Source organism: Rhodobacteraceae bacterium LMO-JJ12, assembly GCA_021555075.1.
In the GTDB taxonomy this organism is placed as follows: domain Bacteria; phylum Pseudomonadota; class Alphaproteobacteria; order Rhodobacterales; family Rhodobacteraceae; genus JAKGBX01.
The window spans coordinates 1-20,392 of sequence record JAKGBX010000001.1; the positions used below are offsets into that span (position 1 = coordinate 1).

Sequence of the window (20,392 nt, forward strand, 5' to 3'; positions counted from 1 at the left end):
AGTGGGGTTTTTGCAGGCCACCGTCTCGTTCGGGCTGGCGCGCGACGAGCTGCGCGACGGGCTGATGCAATACCTTCAGGATGTGGTGCATGCCGACAAGGCCGCGCAATAAGGCAGGGCTGAAACACCTCGCGCAGAGCGGCTGTGCGAGGCAAAGGCCGGGAGATTTCTTTTGGATAACGTGTTGGTAACAGGTGGCGCGGGCTATATCGGCTCGCATGCCTGCAAGGCCTTGAAGGCGGCCGGGTTTAACCCGGTTACCTATGACAATCTGAGCACCGGCTGGCGCGGTGCGGTGAAATTCGGGCCTCTTGAAGAAGGTGACCTTCTGGATCGTGCCCGGCTTGACGCTGTGTTCGAGACGTATCGCCCGGTTGCGGTGATGCATTTTGCTGCGTTGAGCCAGGTGGGCGAGAGCATTGAGAAGCCTGGCAAATACTGGCGCAACAACCTATCCGGCTCGCTCAATCTGGTCGAGGCAATGACGGCGGCGGGCTGTAAGCGGATTGTTTTCTCCTCGACCTGTGCCACCTATGGCGATCAGGATAATGTGGTGCTGGATGAAGCCAGCGCGCAGCATCCGATCAATTCCTATGGCCGCTCGAAACGCGCAATCGAAGACATGTTGGCGGACTTTGGCCTTTCCGACGGGCTGGAATCGGTGATCTTTCGATATTTCAACGTGGCGGGTGCCGACGAGGATGGTGAGGTGGGCGAATTCCATCAACCCGAGACACATCTCATTCCGCTGATCCTTGAGGCGATCGAGGGCAAGCGTGGCAAGCTGAAGGTGTTTGGCAGCGATTACGACACGCCCGATGGCACCTGCATTCGCGATTATGTGCATGTGATGGATCTGGTGGATGCGCATGTTCTGGGGCTGCGCTGGCTGGTGGATGGCCGGGGCAGCCGGGTGTTCAACCTGGGCACCGGCAGCGGGTTTTCGGTGCGCGAGGTGATGCAGGTCGCCGCCGAGGTCACCGGGCGGGCGGTGCCGCATGAAGATGCGCCGCGCCGGGCGGGCGATTGCACGCGGCTGGTCTCGGGGTCGGAACGTGCCGCGCAGGAATTGGGCTGGCGGCCTGACCGGTCAATCTTGCAAACCATGATTGCAGACGCGTGGCGATGGCACAAAGTGGGCGGCTATGAGTGACAGCGTGGTCAGCGCAAGACTGCTTGATCTCACGCGATTGTTCAGCCGCGCCGGACGGGTTTTGACCGGAGTGGACCGGGTTGAAATGGCTTATCTCAAGGCGTTGGTGGGACGCAGGACGCCGGCGTTCGGGCTGGTACGTACACCGCTGGGCTACCTGTTGCTGGATGAGACCGGGATGCGCGAGATCACCGCGCGGATCGAAGGGCGCACCGAATGGGGCAAGGCCTCGCGGCTGAGCCGTGTATTTGGCAAGCTTGACGAGGCGCAGCAACGCATGCTGAGCGATTTGCGCAGGCTTGCCATTGGGCGGAGCCATCGGCGCGGTCTTTCCCGGCTTTTGGCGCGTCATCTGCCGCCGGATTTTGCCTATTTGAACGTGGGACATTCCAACTTCAATGACCGGGTGATCAATGCCGTAAAGCACGGTGCGAAGGGGCGCGTTGTGGTGCTTGTGCATGACACCATTCCGCTGGATCATCCGCTGCTTCAGACGCCAAAATCGGTCGAACGGTTTCGCGATATGCTGCAAAAGGTGCGCACGCACGCCGATCTGGTGATCTATAATTCGCGCACGACGCGGCGTGACGCCGAACGCCACATGAGCGCATGGGGGGGCGTACCGCAGGGGGCTGTGGCGCCTCTTGGGGTGGAGTTGGCCCAGCCAGCGCCCGAGGAATTGCCGCCGGGGCTGCCGCCTGAGGGAACCTATTTCGTGACCGTAGGCACCATCGAGCCGCGCAAGAACCACGCGCTTTTGCTGGAAATCTGGGAGCGATTGGTGAAACAGACGCCGCCACAGCAGATGCCCCATCTGGTGATTTGTGGCGGCCGTGGCTGGATGAATGAGGAAGTGTTCTTTCGCATGGACCGTTCGGCTTTGATGGGCGAACACCTGCACGAAGCGTCCGATCTGAGCGATGGTGCCATTGCCGCGCTTCTGGAAGGGGCGGCGGGGGCGCTTTATCCGAGTGTGGCCGAAGGTTTTGGCCTTCCGGTGGTGGAAGCGGCGGCGATGGGCGTGCCTGTGATCTGTGCGGACCTGCCGGTTTATCGTGAAATTCTCAAGGACTTACCCGTTTACGCAAGCGTTAAGGACAGCTATCTTTGGCAGAGAAGAATAACAAGTTTGGCAAATAGCAGGCAGACACAGCAGGCCAAACCCGCGACACAAGGCGAAGCCGGTTTCGAGGTGCCAACATGGAAAGCGCATTTCAACCGAGTCTTAAAGTTGACATGATAGCCGCGTAGCAAAGCAGGCAGCAGAAGGAACGAGTTTGGGCGCGTTTCAATCATATCGGATGAGAATTCAGCGTAAGCGCTGGCGTATTCGCGCGTTTCGCAAGCGCCGCGAGTTGCGTGCCATGTCGGATCGCACCGACAAGATTCAGCGCGACGATATCCTGCTGTTTTCAACCCAGCGCAACGAGAAGATCCGCCTGCCCTATTTCTTGCAGTATTACCGCGAGCAAGGGGTGAACCACTTTCTGATCGTCGACAATGACAGTGATGATGGCAGCCTTGAATACCTGATGAAACAGCCCGATGTTTCGGTCTGGTATACGCGCAAAAGCTATAAGCGTAGCCGCTTTGGCGTGGATTGGCTGAACTGGTTGCAGATGAAATATGCCCACGGGCATTGGTCGCTTGTGGTCGATCCCGATGAGTTCCTGATCTATCCGTTTTGCGACACGCGCCCGCTGCGCGCGCTGACCGATTGGCTGGATGCGTCCTCGATCAAGAGCTTCAGCGCGATGCTTCTGGATATGTATCCCAAGGGGCGGATTGATGCGCAGCCCTATCGCGAGGGGCAAGACCCGCTTGAAATCACAAGCTGGTTTGATTCCGGCAACTACATGATCAACAAGAACGGCAAGTTCGGAAATCTGTGGATTCAAGGCGGTCCAAGGGCGCGCAAGTTCTTTGCCAAGAAGCCCGAGGCAGCACCTGCGCTCAACAAGATTCCGTTGGTCAAATGGGATCGCAAATACGCCTATGTCAGCTCGACCCATATGCTTTTGCCGCGCGGGCTTAACCTGGTTTATGACGAATGGGGCGGCGAGAAGGCCAGCGGGATTCTGCTGCACACCAAGTTTCTCGACACCTTCACCAGCAAGGCGCAAGAAGAGCTGGAGCGTAAACAGCATTATGCCGCCAGCATCGAATACAAAGCCTATGCCGAAACATTGGCGAAAGACCCCGATTTGTGGTGCAAGTGGAGCGAGAAATACATCAACTGGCGCCAGCTTGAGATTCTCGGGCTTATGTCCAAGGGGAACTGGGCATGACCGGGGCACCGATCATGTATGCCGATAGCGGGCGTGGGCCTGTGGGGATTGTGATGCTGGTGCATACCGCGCTGGACCGGGCCGAGCAGGTTGCGCGGCATTGGTATGGCGCCGGCTGTCCGGTGGTGATTCACTGCGACAAAAGCACACCGCGCGCCACCTATCAGGCCTTTCGCGATGCGCTTTCGGATCTGCCCGACATCCTGTTTGCCACGCGGCACCGTTGTGAATGGGGCAGCTGGGGGATTGTCGCCGCGACGCAGGAGGCCAGCGAGCTGATGCTGGCGCAGTTTCCGCAGGTGCGGCATGTCTATCTTGCCTCGGGGTCGTGTCTGCCGCTGCGCCCGGTGCAGGAGTTGATCAGCTATCTTGTCGATCGGCCGCGTACCGATTTTATCGAAAGCGCCACGACATCGGATGTGCCCTGGACGGTGGGCGGGCTGGACGAGGAGCGTTTTACCCTGCGCTTTCCGTTCTCGTGGAAACGCCAGCGGCATTTGTTTGACCGTTATGTTGCCATTCAGCGCGCGTTGCGCTTCAAGCGACGCATCCCCAATGGCATCATCCCGCATATGGGCAGCCAATGGTGGTGTCTGACCCGCCAGACGCTAAGTGCTATTCTGCAAGATCCTGAGCGGGCGACCTATGATCGCTATTTCCGGCGCGTCTGGATCCCCGACGAGAGCTATTTTCAGACGTTGGCGCGGCAATATTCGACCAATATCGAAAGCCGGTCGCTGACCCTTTCAAAGTTCGACTTTCAGGGCAAGCCGCATATTTTCTATGACGATCATCTGCAATTGCTGCGCCGCTCGGACTGTTTCGTGGCGCGCAAGATCTGGCCACACGCCAACCGGCTGTTTGAGACCTTTTTGGAAGGCAAACACGGCGCGCGCGATCAGACCGAACCGAACCCCGGCAAGATCGACCGTATTTTCGCCAAGGCAGTCGAGCGGCGCACCCGCGGGCGGCCCGGGCTCTATATGCAGTCGCGCTTTCCCAACGAAGGTTGGGAGAACGGCACGACCAGCGGAAAATATTCGATCTTTCAGGGGTTTTCCGACCTTTTCGAGGATTTCGAGCCCTGGCTGACCAAAGCCACGGGCGCGCAGGTGCATGGCCATCTGTTTGCCACGGATCGGGTGGAATATTCGGGCGGTCAGCAAGTGGTGGGAGGCGCGCTTTGTGACAGTGCGGAACTGCGCGACTATAATCCCCGGGCGTTTCTGACCTCGTTGATCTGGAACACGCGGGGGGCGTGGCAGTGTTTTCAATTTGGCCCGAATGACAATCAGGATCTGAACTGGGTGATTGCGCGCGACCCGAACGCGCAGATCAGCGTGATTTCAGGGGCGTGGGCAATTCCGCTATTCAAGTCGAACCGGAATTTCGCGGAAATCCGCGCCGAGGCGGCAGAGTTGCAAAAGATCGAGAACGAGCATCTGAACGTGCTGCGCTCGCCTTATTCCAAGGCGCGCATCCGGATATGGACGATGGCGGATTTCATCGAGAGCCCGATGGAACCATTGCAGACCATTATCGACGAAATCGGCCACAAGACCCTGCGCCGGTTGACCGAAGCGCCGAAGATGACCGATCTGACGGGGTTTGGCCAATTCTTGCAGAACCTCAAGAACCAGGGGATGCACCCGCATCTGATGGGCGATTTTCCGGTTGTGCATGATCCGATCGGGATTCAGGCCAAACCGCGCAAGCCGTATCTGGTGCAGTAGATGGCGTCTTGTTCTCAACGAAGAGCGGCGTTTGATTTTTGAGGCAGGCAATAGATGAGCAAACCGTTTGATTACTTTGTGGTGTTCGCGGAAATGCGCACCGGTTCAAACTTTCTTGAGGCGAACCTCAATGCTTTCCCGGGCATTTCTTGTGTGGGCGAGGCATTCAACCCGCATTTCATCGGATACCCCAACCGCGAAGACTGCCTTGGCGTCAGCGAGGAGGAGCGCAATCGCGACCCGAACACGTTGCTTCATGCGATCAAACATGCTTCCAACATCACCGGCTTTCGCTATTTCCATGACCATGATGCGCGGGTGCTCGACACGGTTCTGAATGATCCGCGCTGTGGCAAGATCATCCTGACGCGCAACCCCGCCGACAGCTATGTCAGTTGGAAGATCGCGCAGGCGACAGGGCAATGGAAGCTGACCAATGTGGCCAAACGCAAGGACGCCAAGGCGCCGTTTGATGCCGCAGAATTCAAGGCGCATTTGGCGGCGTTGCAGGAATTTCAAGTAAGGTTGATGCGGGCGTTGCAGACCACGGGGCAGACAGCGTTTTACGTCGCCTATGAAGATTTGCAGGATGTCGAGGTGATGAACGGGATCGCTGCCTGGCTGGGACAGCCCGACCGGCTGGACGGGCTCGACAAGAACCTCAAGCGGCAAAACCCCGCGCCGCTGTCCGAGAAGGTTGAAAACTTTGAGGAAATGGAAAAGGCGCTGGCCGGGCTGGACCGGTTCAACCTCAACCGCACGCCGAATTTCGAGCCGCGGCGCGGCGCGGTTGTGCCGTCTTACGTGGCATGCGGGCGCACGCCGCTGATGTATCTGCCGGTGCGTTCGGGGCCGGAGGCCGAGGTGATGGCCTGGATGGAGGCGCTGGACGGGGAGCCGCTGCAAGGGGATTTCAGCCAGAAGTCGCTGCGCCAATGGATGCGCAAGAACACCGGGCATCGCAGCTTTACGGTGCTGCGTCATCCGGTGGCGCGGGCACATCATGCGTTCGTGACGCGGATTCTGAGCACCGGCAAGGGCAGCTTTGCCGGGATACGGCGCACCCTGCGTCGGGTGCACAAGCTTCCAGTGCCCGAGGGCGAGATTGATGCAAGCTGGACCGTGGAGCAGCATCGCGCGGCGTTTCTAAGTTTCCTCGATTTCGTCAAAGCCAACCTTGCCGGGCAATCAAGCATTCGGCAGGACGCGCATTGGGCCAGTCAGGCCTCAATCCTGCACGGCATGGGCAGTTTCGCGCTGCCCGATATCGTCTTGCGCGAGGATGAGTTGACCGAGGCGTTGCCCGCGTTGGCGCGGAAAATGGGGCAGGACACGGCGCCGGAGGTGGGTCACGCCGTGGTGGAAGCGCCGTTTGCTCTGAGCGATATTTATGATGATGCTGTCGAAGCGGCGGCGCAGGACGCCTATCAACGCGATTATCTGGTGTTCGGCTTTGATCGCTGGAAGGCGGGGTAAACTCCGCCTCTCTCCAAGTTCAGGCCGGCTGCACCGAATTCTCATCGGTGAGGATGGTGTAAAGCGTGCTCGCATCGCCATTGGCGCGCAGCTTCTGGCATACCTCTTCGTTGCGCAGCATCCGCGAGACCCGCGCCAGTGCCTTGAGGTGTTCGACGCCGTCTTCCTTGGGGGCAAACAGCGCAAAGGCCAGATCAACCGGTTGATGATCGACGGATTCGAATTCGATAGGTCTTTCCAACATCACGAACACGCCGATCACATGATCGATCTCGGCCACCCGGGCATGCGGCAGGGCAACACCACGCCCAACGCCGGTCGGTCCGAGGTTTTCCCGCTCGATCAGAGCATCGACCGCCACCGAAGCATCCAGCCCATAGACCGAACTGGCAATGTCAGCCAATTCATTGAGCAGGCGTTTCTTGCTCGAGGCGGTCGAAAGCACTTTGACCGCCTCGGGTTTGAGGATACTTGAAAGTTCCATGTATTGCCTACCGCTCCATCAGGTGGGACGTTTGGCGTCCCTGACCTTCAGCTCTGCGGGTCGATCCAGCCGATATTGCCATCTTCGCGGCGATAAACGACGTTTAGACCGCCCTTTCCCTCATTGCGGAAAACAAGCACTGGGGCACCGGCAATTTCCATCTGCATGACTGCTTCACCGACCGAGAGAGATTGGATCTTGGCTTCCATCTCGGCGACAATCATGGGCTGAAGGTTTTCCGGCTCCGAATCCTCGTCTTCGTGATCTGAAGCGAGGATATACGAGGAGCCTCCATAAAGTTCAACCGGTTCGGAACGTTCATTATGATGGTCCTTGAGCCGCCGTTTGTAGCGTCGCAGCTGTTTCTCCATTTTCTCACAGCAGGAATCAAAGGCGGCATAGATTTCGTGTGCGCGGCCCCGCGCCGAGGCCGTGAGGCCGGTGGAAAGATGCACGGTTGCTTCGCAAATAAATTCGGCGGCGCTTTTGGAGAAAATCACCGTCGCATCTGTCGGACGTTCGGCATATTTGCCGATCGCCAGGCTCAGCTCCTGTTTGACGTGGCTTTGCAGGGCGTTGCCTATGTCGATTTGTTTGCCACTGATCTGATAGCGCATCTTGTCTCCTTTGCGTGACAATCCGGGCGGTGCGGGCGCGATGGCGCCAACTCGATTTGTTATCCCCGAATGCTGATGAATGACCTGCTGTGGGTTGGCCAAAACCCGCTGCCAGAAAGGCAGATCGCGAGGAAAAGCAAGGCAAAATCCACAACGGTCATGACCCCATTTGAGGCGAAGGGAGATGGGAAGTCAATGAGATGAATCAAATACCGTCGATCAACAAACAGGCATCAGCGGTCAAACTCTGAGCGCCTTTGGTACGACGCCTTCGGTCAGGAAATGCGAAAATTGTCGCCAAGATAGACGCGGCGCACGTTCTCGTTGCTCACCACATCGTCGGGCGAGCCAGACATCAGAACCTTGCCATCGTGCAGGATATAGGCGCGGTCGACGATCTCGAGCGTTTCGCGCACGTTATGATCGGTGATCAACACGCCGATACCACGTTTCTTGAGAGCCGCTACAAGATGGCGGATATCGCCCACCGAAATCGGATCAACCCCGGCAAAGGGTTCATCGAGCAGCAGATATTTCGGATCGGCGGCAAGGCAACGGGCGATCTCGACCCGGCGACGTTCGCCACCTGAAAGCGCCATGGCGGGGGCGCGGCGCAGGTGTTCGACCGAGAAATCCGACAGCAGTTCTTCGAGACGCTCGCGCCGTTTGTGTCTGTCGGGCACCGCGATTTCAAGAACCGCGAGGATATTGTCCTCGACGCTCATGCCCCGGAAGATCGACATTTCCTGTGGCAGATAACCGATGCCAAGCTTGGCACGGCGATACATCGGCAGGCCCGTCACCTCGCGACCGTCGACGACCACATGCCCCCCCTCGGGATAGATCAGACCGCAGATCATGTAAAACGTCGTGGTCTTGCCACAGCCGTTCGGGCCAAGAAGCGCGACGACCTCGCCGCGATCAAGCTGCATCGAGAAGTCGCGGATCACGACACGCTTCTTGTAGCTCTTGCGCAGGTTTTCGACGCGCAGGCCCAGCGAGCCTTCGGTAACCGTCAGATCAGGCGCGGCAGCCGACGCATCAGTCATTCGACTGTAAGACGGTCTTCACCCGCCCTTCCATCTGCGCCGTGCCGGATTTGGTATCAACGGTCATCCGATCGGCTGTGATGGCCGATTTCTTCTGCACCAACAAGACATCGCCCTGCATGTGGATCATGCCCGTGTCGATCGAGTAATCGGCATTCTGCGCTTCGGCGGCATCATCGCCACTGACCAGAGTGACACCGCCAGAGGCGACCATACGCTCGATCCGGTTGCCTTCCTGATCATAGTGAACCTGAACCCGAGGCGCCGAGAGACGCATCGCGCCTTGACCAATCAACACGTTGCCGGTGAAAACCGCCGTGCCGTCGTTCTGATCGACTGCCAGATTATCGGCAGTTACCTCGACGGGTTGCGACGTGTCCTGTGTCATATCTCCAAAGGCAATTTGAGCGCCCTGAGCCATCAGCACAGCGGGGCTGAGGGTCAGAACCAGACAAGCGGCAAAAGCACGGATCATTCGCAAGGGGCTATTCCTTTGGGTCTGGGGGGACATATAACAGCTTCACGCCACCCGTGAAAAGCATTTGCACACTATCATCGACTTCGCCCGAGGTGATCAGCATGCGGCCCGCGCTGAATTTGCCCGGCGGGCCGACGCCTTCAATGGCACCCGGAGTTTCCGCATGGATCGCGTGCATGCCGGAAATCAGCTTGTCGGTGGTCACCAGATAGCCCATCGAGCTTTCGATAATGACATCACCAGCAAGCTCGGCACGGTCCGCGGCTTCGTCAACCACGCCGCCCGCGGCGCGGAACACAATTACCGAGCCAGAGGCCAACTCGATACGCGCATCAAGCGTTTCGGCATAGAGCCGCGAGCCATGGTCCGGGTCGGGGCGGGCCGAGACGGCGCGAAAGGCGATCAGGTCGCCGTCCTCGGTGGCGCCCGCGAATTCGGGCGCTGTGATTTGTTGGCTGGCGGCGCGTTCGCGCAGATCAATCGTGGTGAACGGAATTGTCGTGGTTGGATCGATGTTCTTGGAGAGCAGGAACAGCGTCGACAATATACCCAGCGCAGCCAGCGGCAGAAGGATCTTCAGCCATGCCACCATCCGGGAATAAAAATTGTCGCTCACAGGGATGGTTCGCCGATTTGTTGTGCCACGTTAGGGGGACGTTATGCAAAACGTCTCAGGTATGGGCGAAGATATCGCTTTCTGGCCAGCCCGCCAGATCAAGCTGGGCGCGGGCCGGAAGAAAGCGGAAACACGCCTGCGCCAATTCGCTGCGTCCCTCGCGCGCAAGGCGGGTTTCAAGCTTGTCGTGCAGCGCGTGGAGGTAGAGCACATCAGAGGCGGCATATTCAATCTGAGCCGTGGTCAGCTCGCCCGCGCCCCAGTCTGAGCTTTGCTGTTGCTTGGAGATATCGACGCCCAGCATTTCCTGAAGCAGGAATTTCAGCCCGTGCCGGTCGGTATAGGTGCGCCCCAGTTTCGAGGCGATCTTGGTGCAATAGACCGGCGCGGTCAGCACGCCAAAGCGATGCAGCAAAACGGCAATATCGAAACGTCCGAAATGAAACAGCTTGAGCACATTCGGATCGGCCAACATGGCACAGAGATTGGGCGCCTCGGTCTGGTCCTGTTCGACCTGCACCAGATGGGAGTTGCCGTCGCCGCCCGACATCTGCACGAGGCAAAGCCGGTCGCGATGCGGGATCAGACCCATGGTTTCACAATCAATCGCCACGATCGAGCCGAGATCAAGCCCATCGGGGAGGTCGCGTTTGTAGAGATGGTTTGCCATGGGAAAGCCCTGTGCCAGAGGAATATGGCGCCCCTGTTACATCCCGCCGGGACAGATGGCAATCAAAGGGCGCAAGTGCTGCGCGCGCATAAAACACTTGAGCCGAACACCGAGAGCGGCGACGATCAAACGCGGGGCATGTTTATCTGGTCACGGGAGGGTTTGAGACCGATGCGCATATGGTGTGGAATCCTGGCGGTTTTCGCCGTGTTGGCCGCGCCAACGACCCTTTCGGCGCAGGAGAGCATCGCCGAGACGGCCCCGTCCCAAGCCGGTGGCGATATCGCCCCGCGCCTGATTGATGAGGCCTTTGCCGCCGCACAATGGGCGATGCTGTCATCGGCGGGCAATGCCATCGCGCAAACCAGCCAGCGCAAGGCGGCGGGCACCGGGCCTTTGGCCGATCTGATGCGTGAACGGCAGGTTCTGGCCGACAAGATCACGGCAACCGAGGCCGCCCTGGCCGTTACCGGAAGCGATGTGGCAGGCGGTGCGCGCGATGAAAAGCTGCGCCTCTCGGGCGAGATAGATGCGCTTGGTGCCGCGCTGGTCGCGCTCGACCGCAGGATTGCCGACGCGTTTCCCGATTTTCACCGGCTGACCCAGCCGACACCGATGAGCATCAGTGAAGTGCAGCAAACGCTGGCGGAGGATGAGGGGCTGCTGCTTGTCTTTACCGGCACACGCGACAGCTTTGTCTGGGCGATTACCCCACAGAAGGTAAGCTGGCAACGCGTCGGCCTGCCGTCAGTGAGCATCGCCGACAATGTTACCGCCATTCGCGCCTCGCTAATTCAGGCCAACCTGAGCCGCAGCGCGGCGGCGCTGAACGACGAGCCGCCCAGCGCGCGGATTGCACCGTTTGAACGGCTATGGGCCTATCTGCTTTATCGCGAATTGCTGTTGCCGCACGAGGCGACATTGCAGGGCGTGCGGCATCTCTATTCGGTGGTCGATGGGCCGCTGACCGGGCTTCCGCTATCGCTTTTGGTGACGGATGAGCAGTTGCGCGGCGATGACGCCGACCCCGAGGCGCTGCGCAAGACGGGGTGGCTGTTTCAGCGTCATGCGCTGACCACCTTGCCGACGGTTGAAAGCCTGCGGCTGGTGGCGGCGGCGCGTGCTGCGCAAAACGACACTGCTGAACTTGCCTTTCTGGGCTTTGGTGATCCCGATTTCGCCGGGGTGATGGCGCCGGGCGAGGCCAGCCTTTATCGCGCCGGGGGTGCCAATCTCGACAACATTCGCGCGCTGGCGCGGCTGCCGGGAACCCGGCGTGAGGTGCGCGCCTTGGCAGAGATCCTGGGGCCGGAGCAAAGCCGACTGTTTCTCGGAGCACAGGCGTCGGAACATAATCTGCGCCAGAACCTGCAACACCGCGCGCGGGTGATCGCCTTTGCCACGCATGGCCTGTTGTCGGGCGAATTGCGCGGGCTGGCAGAACCCGCTCTGGTTCTTAGCCCGCCGGAGGTGGCGGAACCGGACAATGACGGCTTACTCACGGCGTCGGAAATCGCCGAATTGCCAATGGAGGCCGATTGGATCCTGCTGTCGGCCTGCAACACGGCAGGAAGCGACGGAACACCTGACGGCGAGGGGCTTTCGGGGTTGGCGCGGGCGTTTCTCTTTGCCGGAGCACGCACGATCCTGGTGTCGCATTGGCCAGTGCGCGACGATGCGGCCGCGCGCCTGACCACCGAAACGTTCCGCTATCTTGCCGAGGGCGGCGGCACGCGGCGCAAGGCCGAAGCGCTTCAGAGCGCAATGCAGGATATGTTGAATGACACCGACGACGATAGCCTGTCGCACCCGGCGGCCTGGGCGCCGTTCGTAATCGTGGGCGACGGGGGGGCAGGATGAAACGGTTTCTGGCGGTATTGGCTGCGCTTGGCTGTCTGGCCGGGCCCGTGGCGGGCGAAACGGATGCAAATGATTTCGACGCGGCGATGGCCGGGTTGACCAAGGTCATGGAGGCAGGCGGCGATGGCGAGGCGATCTATATCTATCTCAACGAGACGCTTCAGAAGGCGCGTGCCACCGGGCGGATCAACCCGGATTTCGCGATTTTCTATGCCATGTTCACCGACCATGTGCGCAATTACAAACTGAACCCCGGCCTGGCGCTTTTGCTGGCCGAGGAGGGGATTGCCATGCTGGCCGGGGTACAGGGGCAGGACGATTTTCGCGCCATCCTGCAGGTAACGCTGAGCTATGCGCTGGCCGATCTTGGGCGGCTTGACGAGGCGTTCGAACTGGCACAGCTCAACATGATGACGCTCACTGCGACGCTCGGCGAGGACTATGCGAAAGATTACGCTGCCGATGCCGCACTCTGGGGCGAGGGGCAGCTTTCGGCGGCCAACACCAGCGCGAATGTTCTGGCGCGCGACGTGTTGGAGCGGGCTTTTGCACGGTTTGAATCTGGCGAATATGCCGGGGCGTTGAGCCTTGCCAGCGCTGCCTTGTTGCCGATGGACAGCGGCCTGCCCGAAGGTGACGTGCGCGGCATCAACGTTGATTTCGAATGGCTGAACGCGCGCGCGCTGGGCAAGCTTGGGCGACCCGCCGACAGCGCCAACGCCTATCTGCGCGCGCTGGGCTACATGACGCGCACGCCCTGGCAGCCCGGAGAGCCGCCCGATTGGTGGGGGCCGGTGCCGTTGCCCGAGCGGACCGCCGAAATTGCCTTTGAGCTGTTCCTGGGGCTGGCCGATGCCGCCTCGGCGGTTGGGCGCAACGACATTCAACAAGCCGCGATCCGGGCCGCGACCCCGCTTGCCGTCGGTGGTGACAAGACCGACCTCTTGATGCGACAGGCGGTTCTGGCAACGAGTGGCGGCGATGTCGAGGCGGCCATTGCCCTGCTGAAAGAAGCCAGTGCGCATGCCGATGCGACCGGGGATATCGCCAACGCCCATGCGTCAGAGTTCTATATTGCGTTGATCACCGCGCGCGCCGCGCGCGATGCGGGCAAGCCGATCGATCCCGCGCCAATCATTCATACACTCGACCCGCTGGTGGCGCTTTATCGCGAAAACCTAACGTCGGGCGAGGGCTTCTTCCTGCACACCGCGGCGCAGGTGATGCTGGGAAGCGACGCCTTTGATGTCACGCTTGACTATGCCCGTCAGGCGCTTTGGCTGAAACAGGCCGAGCTGAGCGCGCGCGGCGATACAACCTTCGGCGCCGAGGCCGCAAGGCGCAATGCGCGCAGCACGGTCGAAGTATTCCTGAGCGCCGCCCACAATGGCGCGGCTGCCGGGCTGGACCCGACGGCGCGGGTTGATGATTGCGATGATGTTCATCGCTATGTTGGCTGTCTCGTGACCTATGGGCGTGCCGCGGAAAATGCGCCCGATGAATAGGGCGATTTGCCTTTGATAGCGCCGAAGTGGCAGATGCAAGACGCCTGCACAAAGGGGGTGGAACGGGAGCATGAGCTAGGCCGAAAACACTGAAACCATCCAAGCCAATACATGACCACAGATGTGATGATTCCAGGTGATTTTTATGAGAGATGTCTCGGAAATCGACATATGGTATGCGATACTAGAATAGGTTAACTGTTGATGCGGTGCTAAGTGGCTCCTGACCTGGATAGTCCCGGTCTGGATGAGAGCGATCTGCGCAGGCCGAATCGGGTGGAAAATGAAATTAAGACAACTCGAAGCACTTCGGGCTGTTGTGGTCAGCGGCACCACGAAACAGGCGGCCGATCTGATGGGGCTTACGCAGTCGGCTGTCAGCCGTCTGATCAGTCAATTGGAAGACGAGTTGAGCCTCAACATATTCGATCGCCGGGGCGGTCGGCTGCGGATAACGCCCGAAGGCCAACAATTCTACGAACTGGTCGGAAAGCTTCTGACCAGTGTCGATCAGATCACCGCCACGGCCCGTGACATCCGAACCTTGCAGTCCGGGGCGCTCAGGATCATTGCAATGCCGGCGCTGGCTTATGGGCTGCTACCGGATACGATTTCGGAAATCAGCAAACGATACCGGAATATCAAGATCTCGATCGAGATGGGAACCCGGCTTGATATCGAAGAGGGCGTGGAAAGCGGCCAATTCGATTTCGGGGTGGCAACGCTTCCGATCAATCACCAGTCGATCGATGTCGAACCGCTCTTTGCGGCCGACGGCGTCTGTGTGCTGCCCTGCGATCATCCTCTGGCTGAACAGGATAAGATCCTAGCCGAGGATCTTGAGGGCGTTTCATTCGTTTCGGTGAACACCGAGTCTATCCTCAGGTATCGAACTGACGAATTGTTTGGGCGCCTGGGACACCGGCGGGCATTGCGTCTTGAGGCGCCATCCACCCTTCTTGCCGCGAATATGGTCGCCAATGGGTTGGGGGTGTCGATCATTCACCCCTTTATCGCCAATGACTATGGCAACAAACTGGTCTCCCGGCCATTCGAGCCTTCGATCCGCTTTGAATACGGCCTGCTGTTTCCTTCCGGTCAAACCCGATCGAGAATCTCGAATATATTCGTCGCAGCGCTGCGCGAATACGTGGCCAAACATTTCCCCGCCCAATAGCGGGCTCTGCCCAAATCTGATGAGCCTTGCCAGCAGATCGCTGACGGTATCTGAGAGGGCGGCGTCAGCGTGGAGCTATGGCTGTAATCTGAGCAAGATACGCGGGACCGGGCAGGCCGAATGCAGGCTTCAGTCGGGCGGGGTCATCGCGGATTGCTGCATGTAGAGGTCGAGAGCCTTGCGAATGATGGCCGCGCGATCATCGCTTGAGCTTTGGCTCGAAGACTGCCGCAATCCGTAATTCAGCAGCCCGCCATGCAACAGCCATGGCACGTCCAGCTCTTCGACCGTCACCGAGAATATGTCCCCGTGTCCCAGCTCGGCCCGGCGCTCGCGGACCAGCGGTTTCAGGATCTGCTCCTGAACAACTTCCCTGTACCACGCATGCACCTCTGCATCGCGCAAAAGCACATAATACCACAGCCTCAGCCAGACCGGCTGAAAGACGATATCGGTGTAGGCCTCGTAGAACGACTGAAACCGTTCGACAACCGGACGGCTCCGGTCTTGTAGCATCGGGTCCCAATCAGGATTCCATGTTTCGAGGAAAACGCGACGATATACCGCCTCTATCAGGCTCTTCTTGTCGGGGAAGTAGCGATAGAGCAGCGGTTGCTTGATCCCTGCCCGACGCGCTACGTCGCGCGTACTTCCATCAAAGCCCGTCTCGGAAAACAGTTCAACGGCGGCGCGAATGATCTCAGACCGCCGGGCCTCCGGCGACAACCGTCTTCGAACCGGTTCTGCGCTGTTCTCACGCGCTGTTTGCTGTCCTTTGGCCACATCACCTCCGGCGGTTTTCGTTTGGGAAAAACCTACCAGACTGCCAACCAACTAATCAATGCAATTGATTATCGTGTGATCAACAAAGAGAGCGGAGATACGCCGACCCCGGTCACTGCCAGCCCGACACCATTTGGCGGTCGGGATATGAAAAACAGGTCTCGACCACGTCGTGTAGCAATCTCATCGACCGGATGGCGCGCTCGGCATCCGCCCATGCGTGATCCGCGAGTGCCAGGGTGCCGAAGGCCGCAGTGGCGCGCGTCATCTTCAGCAGTTTCTCCGCCACCGCATCCTGATTTCCATACAAGACACAGGCGTCGATCTTCTCGTCGATGGATGCTTCGCTGGCATCCGCGCCCATAACGCTGCGAAAGTAGGCTCTGCACGGACTGTCGGCGGACATCACCATGTCTTTGGCAACCACGCCATCATCGGTGATCAGAACCGACCGCGCAACGCGCCAATTCCTGGGGTGGGCGCTGCGCCCGGCCCGCGTGCAGCCTATAACATGGGCGCTCCACTGCCGGGACAGTGTTTCTGTATCCGCCCAACTGACGGAAAACGGTGCGCGTCCGGCGCGAATGTCGACGTCGGCCTGCATGTCGGAAATCTGGGGTGACACGAGAACGCTCTCGTCGGGTTTGGCAATACAATGATCCACACCGCCGGTGCAGGCGAGGCGGGCAACCGAAGCCCAAGCGGTCGTGCTGCGCACCTGAAGCATTGCTTTGCCTTCCGGTCCACGCAGATTGCTGCCGCAACTCCTGCTCGTTTCTGCCGGGAGGTAGAACTCTGAAAACCCCAACGCACGGGACATATTTCCGCGTCCACGATCAAGATCTCCGAAACGCCCGGAGCGTTGGTTTTCAGGTGGAATGAAAAAGTATCCCAATTTCATGGCGGCATCCTCCCAAAGGCGAAGGCCGCGGCGCGGCCTATAGCCGCGATGCTAAAGCCAGAACGACGCAATTTTGAAATGAGATCTGCAGGCGGCGGGCATCAAGAATCTTGATACCCGCCGGGTCTCGCCTTGCTTAATTCAGATCGTAGTCGATCGGCCATTCGTGCCCGACCTCAACCGCCGCGTCGATAAAGTCTTGCAGCACCTTGGTTCCGGGCATGCCACGCGAGTCGGCTTCCGCGGCACTCTTGCGCGGGAAATCCGCAAGGCTTTCGGCCCATTCCACACGTACTTCGTGTGGGAGAGTGTTGATGATCGCGCCGTTTTCCGCGAGCGCGGCCAAGCCGGAGGCCTGGCTGTCATCCATTGCCTTGCCGTTTTGTGCTTCCCATGCGCGGCCAACCTCTTCAACGATCTTGCGCAGATCCTCGGGAAGGGATGCCAGCTTGCTCTCGTTCACGGTCATCACGACCACCGGCATCGCTCCGAACCCGATCAGCGTATAATACGGCGCGGGCTCATAGTATTTGAAACCGTTGTAACCTGCCGGTGTCATCAGCCAGCCGTCATAGACACCCGTCTTCATTGCCATATAGCCTTCTGGCAGGGTGGATTGCACCGGCACGGCGCCGGCATACTCAAGCCAAGGCAGGTTGGGGCCGGCACCACCGATTTTCACACCCTTCAGATCCGCGACCGTCTTCCATTCGTTGACAGTCCCAAGGTGGTAGTTGTCCCAGGCGCCAAGCCCCAGCATGACTTGGCCGAACTCCTTTTCGAAGACCTCAGCCAGCCACGGGTTCTTGTCATAGACAATGCGCACGGCCGCGATCGCGTCCGAGGACGCCTGTGGGCCGAAGGCTTCGAAATAGGGAAAGTTGTGGAGATAGAGGTTCGACGGTTCGAAGCAGACGCAGTAACCGCCGAAGTCGAGCAGACCCGCCTGCACCGCTTCCAGTGTTTCGGCCACACCCGCGATGCCGCCCCCGTAAGATTCAATGAAGTTGACCTTGTGCTCGGTCTCCTCGGCCGCGCGGCGTTTCACCTCGGTGACAAAATAGTCTGACATTGTAGTTACGTAGGGTGCCGGCCCTTTGGGATGCCCCGCGCCGATTCGAAATGTGAAGCTGTCTGCCAGCACCGGCGTCGCCGCGCTTGAAATCGCCAAGGTCGCGCCGGCGACAATCGTCGAAAGTCCGTGTTTGAAGTGCATGAATCGAGTCCTCCTCTAAGATCATTGGCGCCTGCCGCCGACTCACCCGACAGGTTCTCAACCTGTTGCCGACTACTGGCCCAGGGAAAGTGTTACACTAATTTATCGTGCGATAAACAAAAATCTTGTCGCAGCGCGTCATTGCCCTTACTCTCGGCCCGACATGGGATGTGAGGAGGAAAAATGCGATTCCAGATAGCCTTGGCGCGCCAGGCACATATTCTCTCAGCGGGCTGGGTCTTTTTCCTGGCGTTGCTGATCATCGCGGATGTGCTTGGACGAACGCTTTTTTTACATCCGATCGCCGGGACCAAGGAGATCTTGCAGAACTCAGTTATCGCTGTGACGTTCCTGCAATTGCCTTTGGCGATTTACACAGGGTCGATGCTGCGCACGACGGCCTTCGTAGACGCCGTCGGGCCGCGGGCGAGGATTGCTCTGCACCTTTTCTCATGGACCCTGGGCGCCTTGCTGTTCAGCGCTATAGCCTACGCGTCCCTGCCTGCCGCCTTCACTGCGATCCGGTTGGGCGAATATGAAGGGGAAGGCGCGATGCGAATCTACACGTGGCCGGTGCGCATTATGCTGATCGTCACCAGCGCCTTTGCAGCCCTCGCTTATGTGTCGGCAATGATCGCCGATCTGCGCGGCGGCTTGTCGAAAACCCCCTCTTCCGATCTGGACATGACATGACACTCACAATCTTTGGGATTCTCGCCCTCCTGATGCTGTTCATCCTGTTGGGTGTCCACTTGGCGGTCGCACTTGGTGTGGTCAGTTTCGTCGGCGTGTTCTGGATGCTCGGCAGCTTTGACATCGCTCTTTCCATCCTGAGCACCACCGCCTACGAGGCGCTGCGCAAGGATATCTTCATCATCATCCCGCTATTCGTCCTTATGGGCGACTTCGTCAGCCGGTCAGGATCGGCCAGCGATCTTTATGGCCTGTGCAATCGCGCCTTCCGTCGCCTGCCCGGCTGTCTTGGCGTTGCAACCGTGATGGGCAACGCGATATTTGCCGCGATTACAGGCGTTTCCGTCGCCGCTGCGGCGACTTTCTCGCGCATTGCCTACCCGGAAATGCGCGCGTTGGGGTATTCCAAGCGCTTCTCTCTCGGGACGGTCGCGGGCAGCGCCTCTCTCGGGATGCTGATCCCACCATCGATCCTGATGATCGTCTGGGCGGTGCTGACCGAACAATCCATTGGTGCGCTATTCATCGCGGGTCTGCTCCCCGGCTTGCTGCTGGCGCTCGGGTTCTGCGGATACTGCGTGATTTACGCAATTCGCAACCCCGACTGCGCCCCCATGCAGGCCGCCTGCCTGCCCGGCCAGAGCGACCAGAAGGAGCTGCGTCGGCAAATGCTGGGCGGGATGTCGATACTCGGCCTGATCGCCATCGTCATCGGCGGCATCTGGGGAGGCTTTCTGACCCCGACAGAGGCCGCTGGCTTCGGCACGATGGGCGCCTTTCTTCTCGGCCTTGCCAAAGGCATGACCCGCAAGGACGTTATCGAGGCGATCTACAACGCCGGGCGCACCACCGCGCCCATCATGATCCTGCTGGTAACAGCCTCCATGTATTCGCGCTTTCTCGCGATGGGCGGCGCGACTCAGGTAATCGGAGACCTGCTGTTCGCCATCAGCGAAAACCCAGCAGTCGTCATCGGAGTCATCTTCTGTGTCTGGATGCTGCTCGGCATGTTCATCGATTCCACGTCGATCATTCTGCTAACCGTGCCGATCTTTGCGCCGGTGGCCACGACGCTTGGAATCGATCCGCTGGCCTTCGCGATCTTCGGCATACTGGTGATCGAGGCAGGGCTGCTGTCGCCACCCTTTGGCATCCTGGTCTTCACGGTGAAGGCCGCGGCTCCGGGCACCGATATCACCCTCGGGGACATCTTCCGCGGAGCGGTGCCGTTCTTGCTGCTGATCCTCGTGGTCGCGGTTCTCGTGCTGGTGTTTCCTGCGCTAAGCACCTGGCTGCCGCAAAACCTAATGTAGGGCCAGCGCCACGTCGCAGACCCTCCGAGTCCCAAAAAGAGCGCCGGCGTCCCCTGTCAGGACACCGGCGCTCTTTCGTTCTTGACCAGCGACTGAGCTTTCATCCAGCCGGAACCGGAACCCTCCACCGTCCTTGGCGAGAGTTCTTCGGTTTCGATCACGGCGACGGCCTTATGGCGATTGCGATTGCCAACGGATCAATCCTGAGCGTCGAAAAGGGATCACGATTGGATGTCGGTTGCGTGAACCGCGTCACTCAAAACCCCGCATGGCTCTGCACTAACGCATTTCGAGACGAACCCGTGATACAGGTTCATCTCGAAACACTTTAGAGCGCGGTCAACCGTGGGAATAGGCGCAGGCCTTCACGGCTGCAAAAC

20 protein-coding genes are annotated in these 20,392 nt (G+C 59.5%); 11 read left to right on the plus strand and 9 right to left on the minus strand.

Annotated features, from left to right (window positions below):
* The 6 genes from LZG00_00005 to LZG00_00030 form a co-directional block, all read left to right on the plus strand.
* Window positions 1–112, plus strand: a 112-nt coding sequence (locus LZG00_00005; protein MCF3592381.1) for a UTP--glucose-1-phosphate uridylyltransferase, incomplete at its 5' end; no start/stop codon positions are given.
* 60 nt (window positions 113–172) lie between these two features.
* Entirely contained in the window at window positions 173–1,153 is a 981-nt protein-coding gene (gene galE, locus LZG00_00010) for a UDP-glucose 4-epimerase GalE (GenBank protein ID MCF3592382.1), read from the plus strand.
* Window positions 1,146–2,393 (plus strand): glycosyltransferase family 4 protein, encoded by a 1,248-nt coding sequence (locus LZG00_00015; GenBank protein ID MCF3592383.1) that lies wholly within the window; start codon window positions 1,146–1,148, stop codon window positions 2,391–2,393. Before galE ends, LZG00_00015 begins: the two co-directional genes overlap by 8 nt.
* 61 nt (window positions 2,394–2,454) lie before the next feature.
* Window positions 2,455–3,441 (plus strand): glycosyltransferase family 2 protein, encoded by a 987-nt coding sequence (locus LZG00_00020; protein MCF3592384.1) that lies wholly within the window; start codon window positions 2,455–2,457, stop codon window positions 3,439–3,441.
* On the plus strand, window positions 3,438–5,174 hold the full coding sequence (locus tag LZG00_00025) for a beta-1,6-N-acetylglucosaminyltransferase (protein MCF3592385.1): 1,737 nt from the start codon (window positions 3,438–3,440) through the stop codon (window positions 5,172–5,174). Before LZG00_00020 ends, LZG00_00025 begins: the two co-directional genes overlap by 4 nt.
* Before the next feature lie 54 nt (window positions 5,175–5,228).
* Window positions 5,229–6,650 (plus strand): sulfotransferase domain-containing protein, encoded by a 1,422-nt coding sequence (locus LZG00_00030; GenBank protein MCF3592386.1) that lies wholly within the window; start codon window positions 5,229–5,231, stop codon window positions 6,648–6,650.
* 19 nt (window positions 6,651–6,669) lie between these two features.
* Here the strand turns inward: LZG00_00030 and LZG00_00035 are convergent, their stop codons facing one another.
* From LZG00_00035 to LZG00_00060, 6 genes are all read right to left on the minus strand, one after another.
* Window positions 6,670–7,134 carry a PTS sugar transporter subunit IIA gene (locus LZG00_00035; GenBank protein MCF3592387.1) on the minus strand — a complete coding sequence of 155 codons (465 nt, stop codon included), beginning with the start codon at window positions 7,132–7,134 and terminating at the stop codon, window positions 6,670–6,672.
* Between the two features lie 47 nt (window positions 7,135–7,181).
* Entirely contained in the window at window positions 7,182–7,751 is a 570-nt protein-coding gene (gene raiA / locus LZG00_00040) for a ribosome-associated translation inhibitor RaiA (GenBank protein ID MCF3592388.1), read from the minus strand.
* 275 nt (window positions 7,752–8,026) lie between these two features.
* On the minus strand, window positions 8,027–8,800 hold the full coding sequence (lptB, locus tag LZG00_00045) for an LPS export ABC transporter ATP-binding protein (protein ID MCF3592389.1): 774 nt from the start codon (window positions 8,798–8,800) through the stop codon (window positions 8,027–8,029).
* The gene (gene lptA / locus LZG00_00050) at window positions 8,793–9,275 is read right to left on the minus strand and encodes a lipopolysaccharide transport periplasmic protein LptA (protein MCF3592390.1); all 483 of its coding nucleotides are present in this window, start codon (window positions 9,273–9,275) and stop codon (window positions 8,793–8,795) included. The genes lptB and lptA overlap by 8 nt, the downstream gene beginning before the upstream one ends.
* 10 nt (window positions 9,276–9,285) lie before the next feature.
* Window positions 9,286–9,894, minus strand: a complete 609-nt coding sequence (locus LZG00_00055; GenBank protein MCF3592391.1) for a hypothetical protein — start codon at window positions 9,892–9,894, stop codon at window positions 9,286–9,288.
* A 55-nt stretch (window positions 9,895–9,949) separates the two neighbouring features.
* Complete coding sequence (locus LZG00_00060; protein ID MCF3592392.1) at window positions 9,950–10,564, minus strand: ribonuclease D; 615 nt, start codon at window positions 10,562–10,564, stop codon at window positions 9,950–9,952.
* A 171-nt stretch (window positions 10,565–10,735) separates the two neighbouring features.
* Here LZG00_00060 and LZG00_00065 point away from each other — a divergent pair, with 171 nt between their 5' ends.
* The 3 genes from LZG00_00065 to LZG00_00075 all read left to right on the plus strand — a co-directional run bounded on the left by LZG00_00065 (window position 10,736) and on the right by LZG00_00075 (window position 15,106).
* On the plus strand, window positions 10,736–12,424 hold the full coding sequence (locus tag LZG00_00065; GenBank protein MCF3592393.1) for a CHAT domain-containing protein: 1,689 nt from the start codon (window positions 10,736–10,738) through the stop codon (window positions 12,422–12,424).
* Window positions 12,421–13,929, plus strand: a complete 1,509-nt coding sequence (locus LZG00_00070; GenBank protein MCF3592394.1) for a hypothetical protein — start codon at window positions 12,421–12,423, stop codon at window positions 13,927–13,929. The genes LZG00_00065 and LZG00_00070 overlap by 4 nt, the downstream gene beginning before the upstream one ends.
* Before the next feature lie 283 nt (window positions 13,930–14,212).
* Window positions 14,213–15,106, plus strand: a complete 894-nt coding sequence (locus tag LZG00_00075; protein ID MCF3592395.1) for a LysR family transcriptional regulator — start codon at window positions 14,213–14,215, stop codon at window positions 15,104–15,106.
* 129 nt (window positions 15,107–15,235) lie between these two features.
* On the opposite strand, the gene LZG00_00080 is transcribed toward LZG00_00075, so the two are convergent.
* The 3 genes from LZG00_00080 to LZG00_00090 form a co-directional block, all read right to left on the minus strand.
* The gene (locus tag LZG00_00080; protein MCF3592396.1) at window positions 15,236–15,889 is read right to left on the minus strand and encodes a TetR/AcrR family transcriptional regulator; all 654 of its coding nucleotides are present in this window, start codon (window positions 15,887–15,889) and stop codon (window positions 15,236–15,238) included.
* 112 nt (window positions 15,890–16,001) lie between these two features.
* Complete coding sequence (locus LZG00_00085; GenBank protein MCF3592397.1) at window positions 16,002–16,790, minus strand: hypothetical protein; 789 nt, start codon at window positions 16,788–16,790, stop codon at window positions 16,002–16,004.
* Between the two features lie 136 nt (window positions 16,791–16,926).
* Window positions 16,927–18,006: a C4-dicarboxylate TRAP transporter substrate-binding protein gene (locus LZG00_00090; protein ID MCF3592398.1), complete on the minus strand. Its 1,080-nt coding sequence runs from the start codon at window positions 18,004–18,006 to the stop codon at window positions 16,927–16,929.
* A 183-nt stretch (window positions 18,007–18,189) separates the two neighbouring features.
* Here LZG00_00090 and LZG00_00095 point away from each other — a divergent pair, with 183 nt between their 5' ends.
* Together LZG00_00095 and LZG00_00100 are read left to right on the plus strand one after the other, a co-directional pair.
* On the plus strand, window positions 18,190–18,699 hold the full coding sequence (locus LZG00_00095) for a TRAP transporter small permease (protein ID MCF3592399.1): 510 nt from the start codon (window positions 18,190–18,192) through the stop codon (window positions 18,697–18,699).
* A 32-nt stretch (window positions 18,700–18,731) separates the two neighbouring features.
* Complete coding sequence (locus LZG00_00100; GenBank protein MCF3592400.1) at window positions 18,732–20,012, plus strand: TRAP transporter large permease; 1,281 nt, start codon at window positions 18,732–18,734, stop codon at window positions 20,010–20,012.
* Window positions 20,013–20,392: the final 380 nt, after the last annotated feature.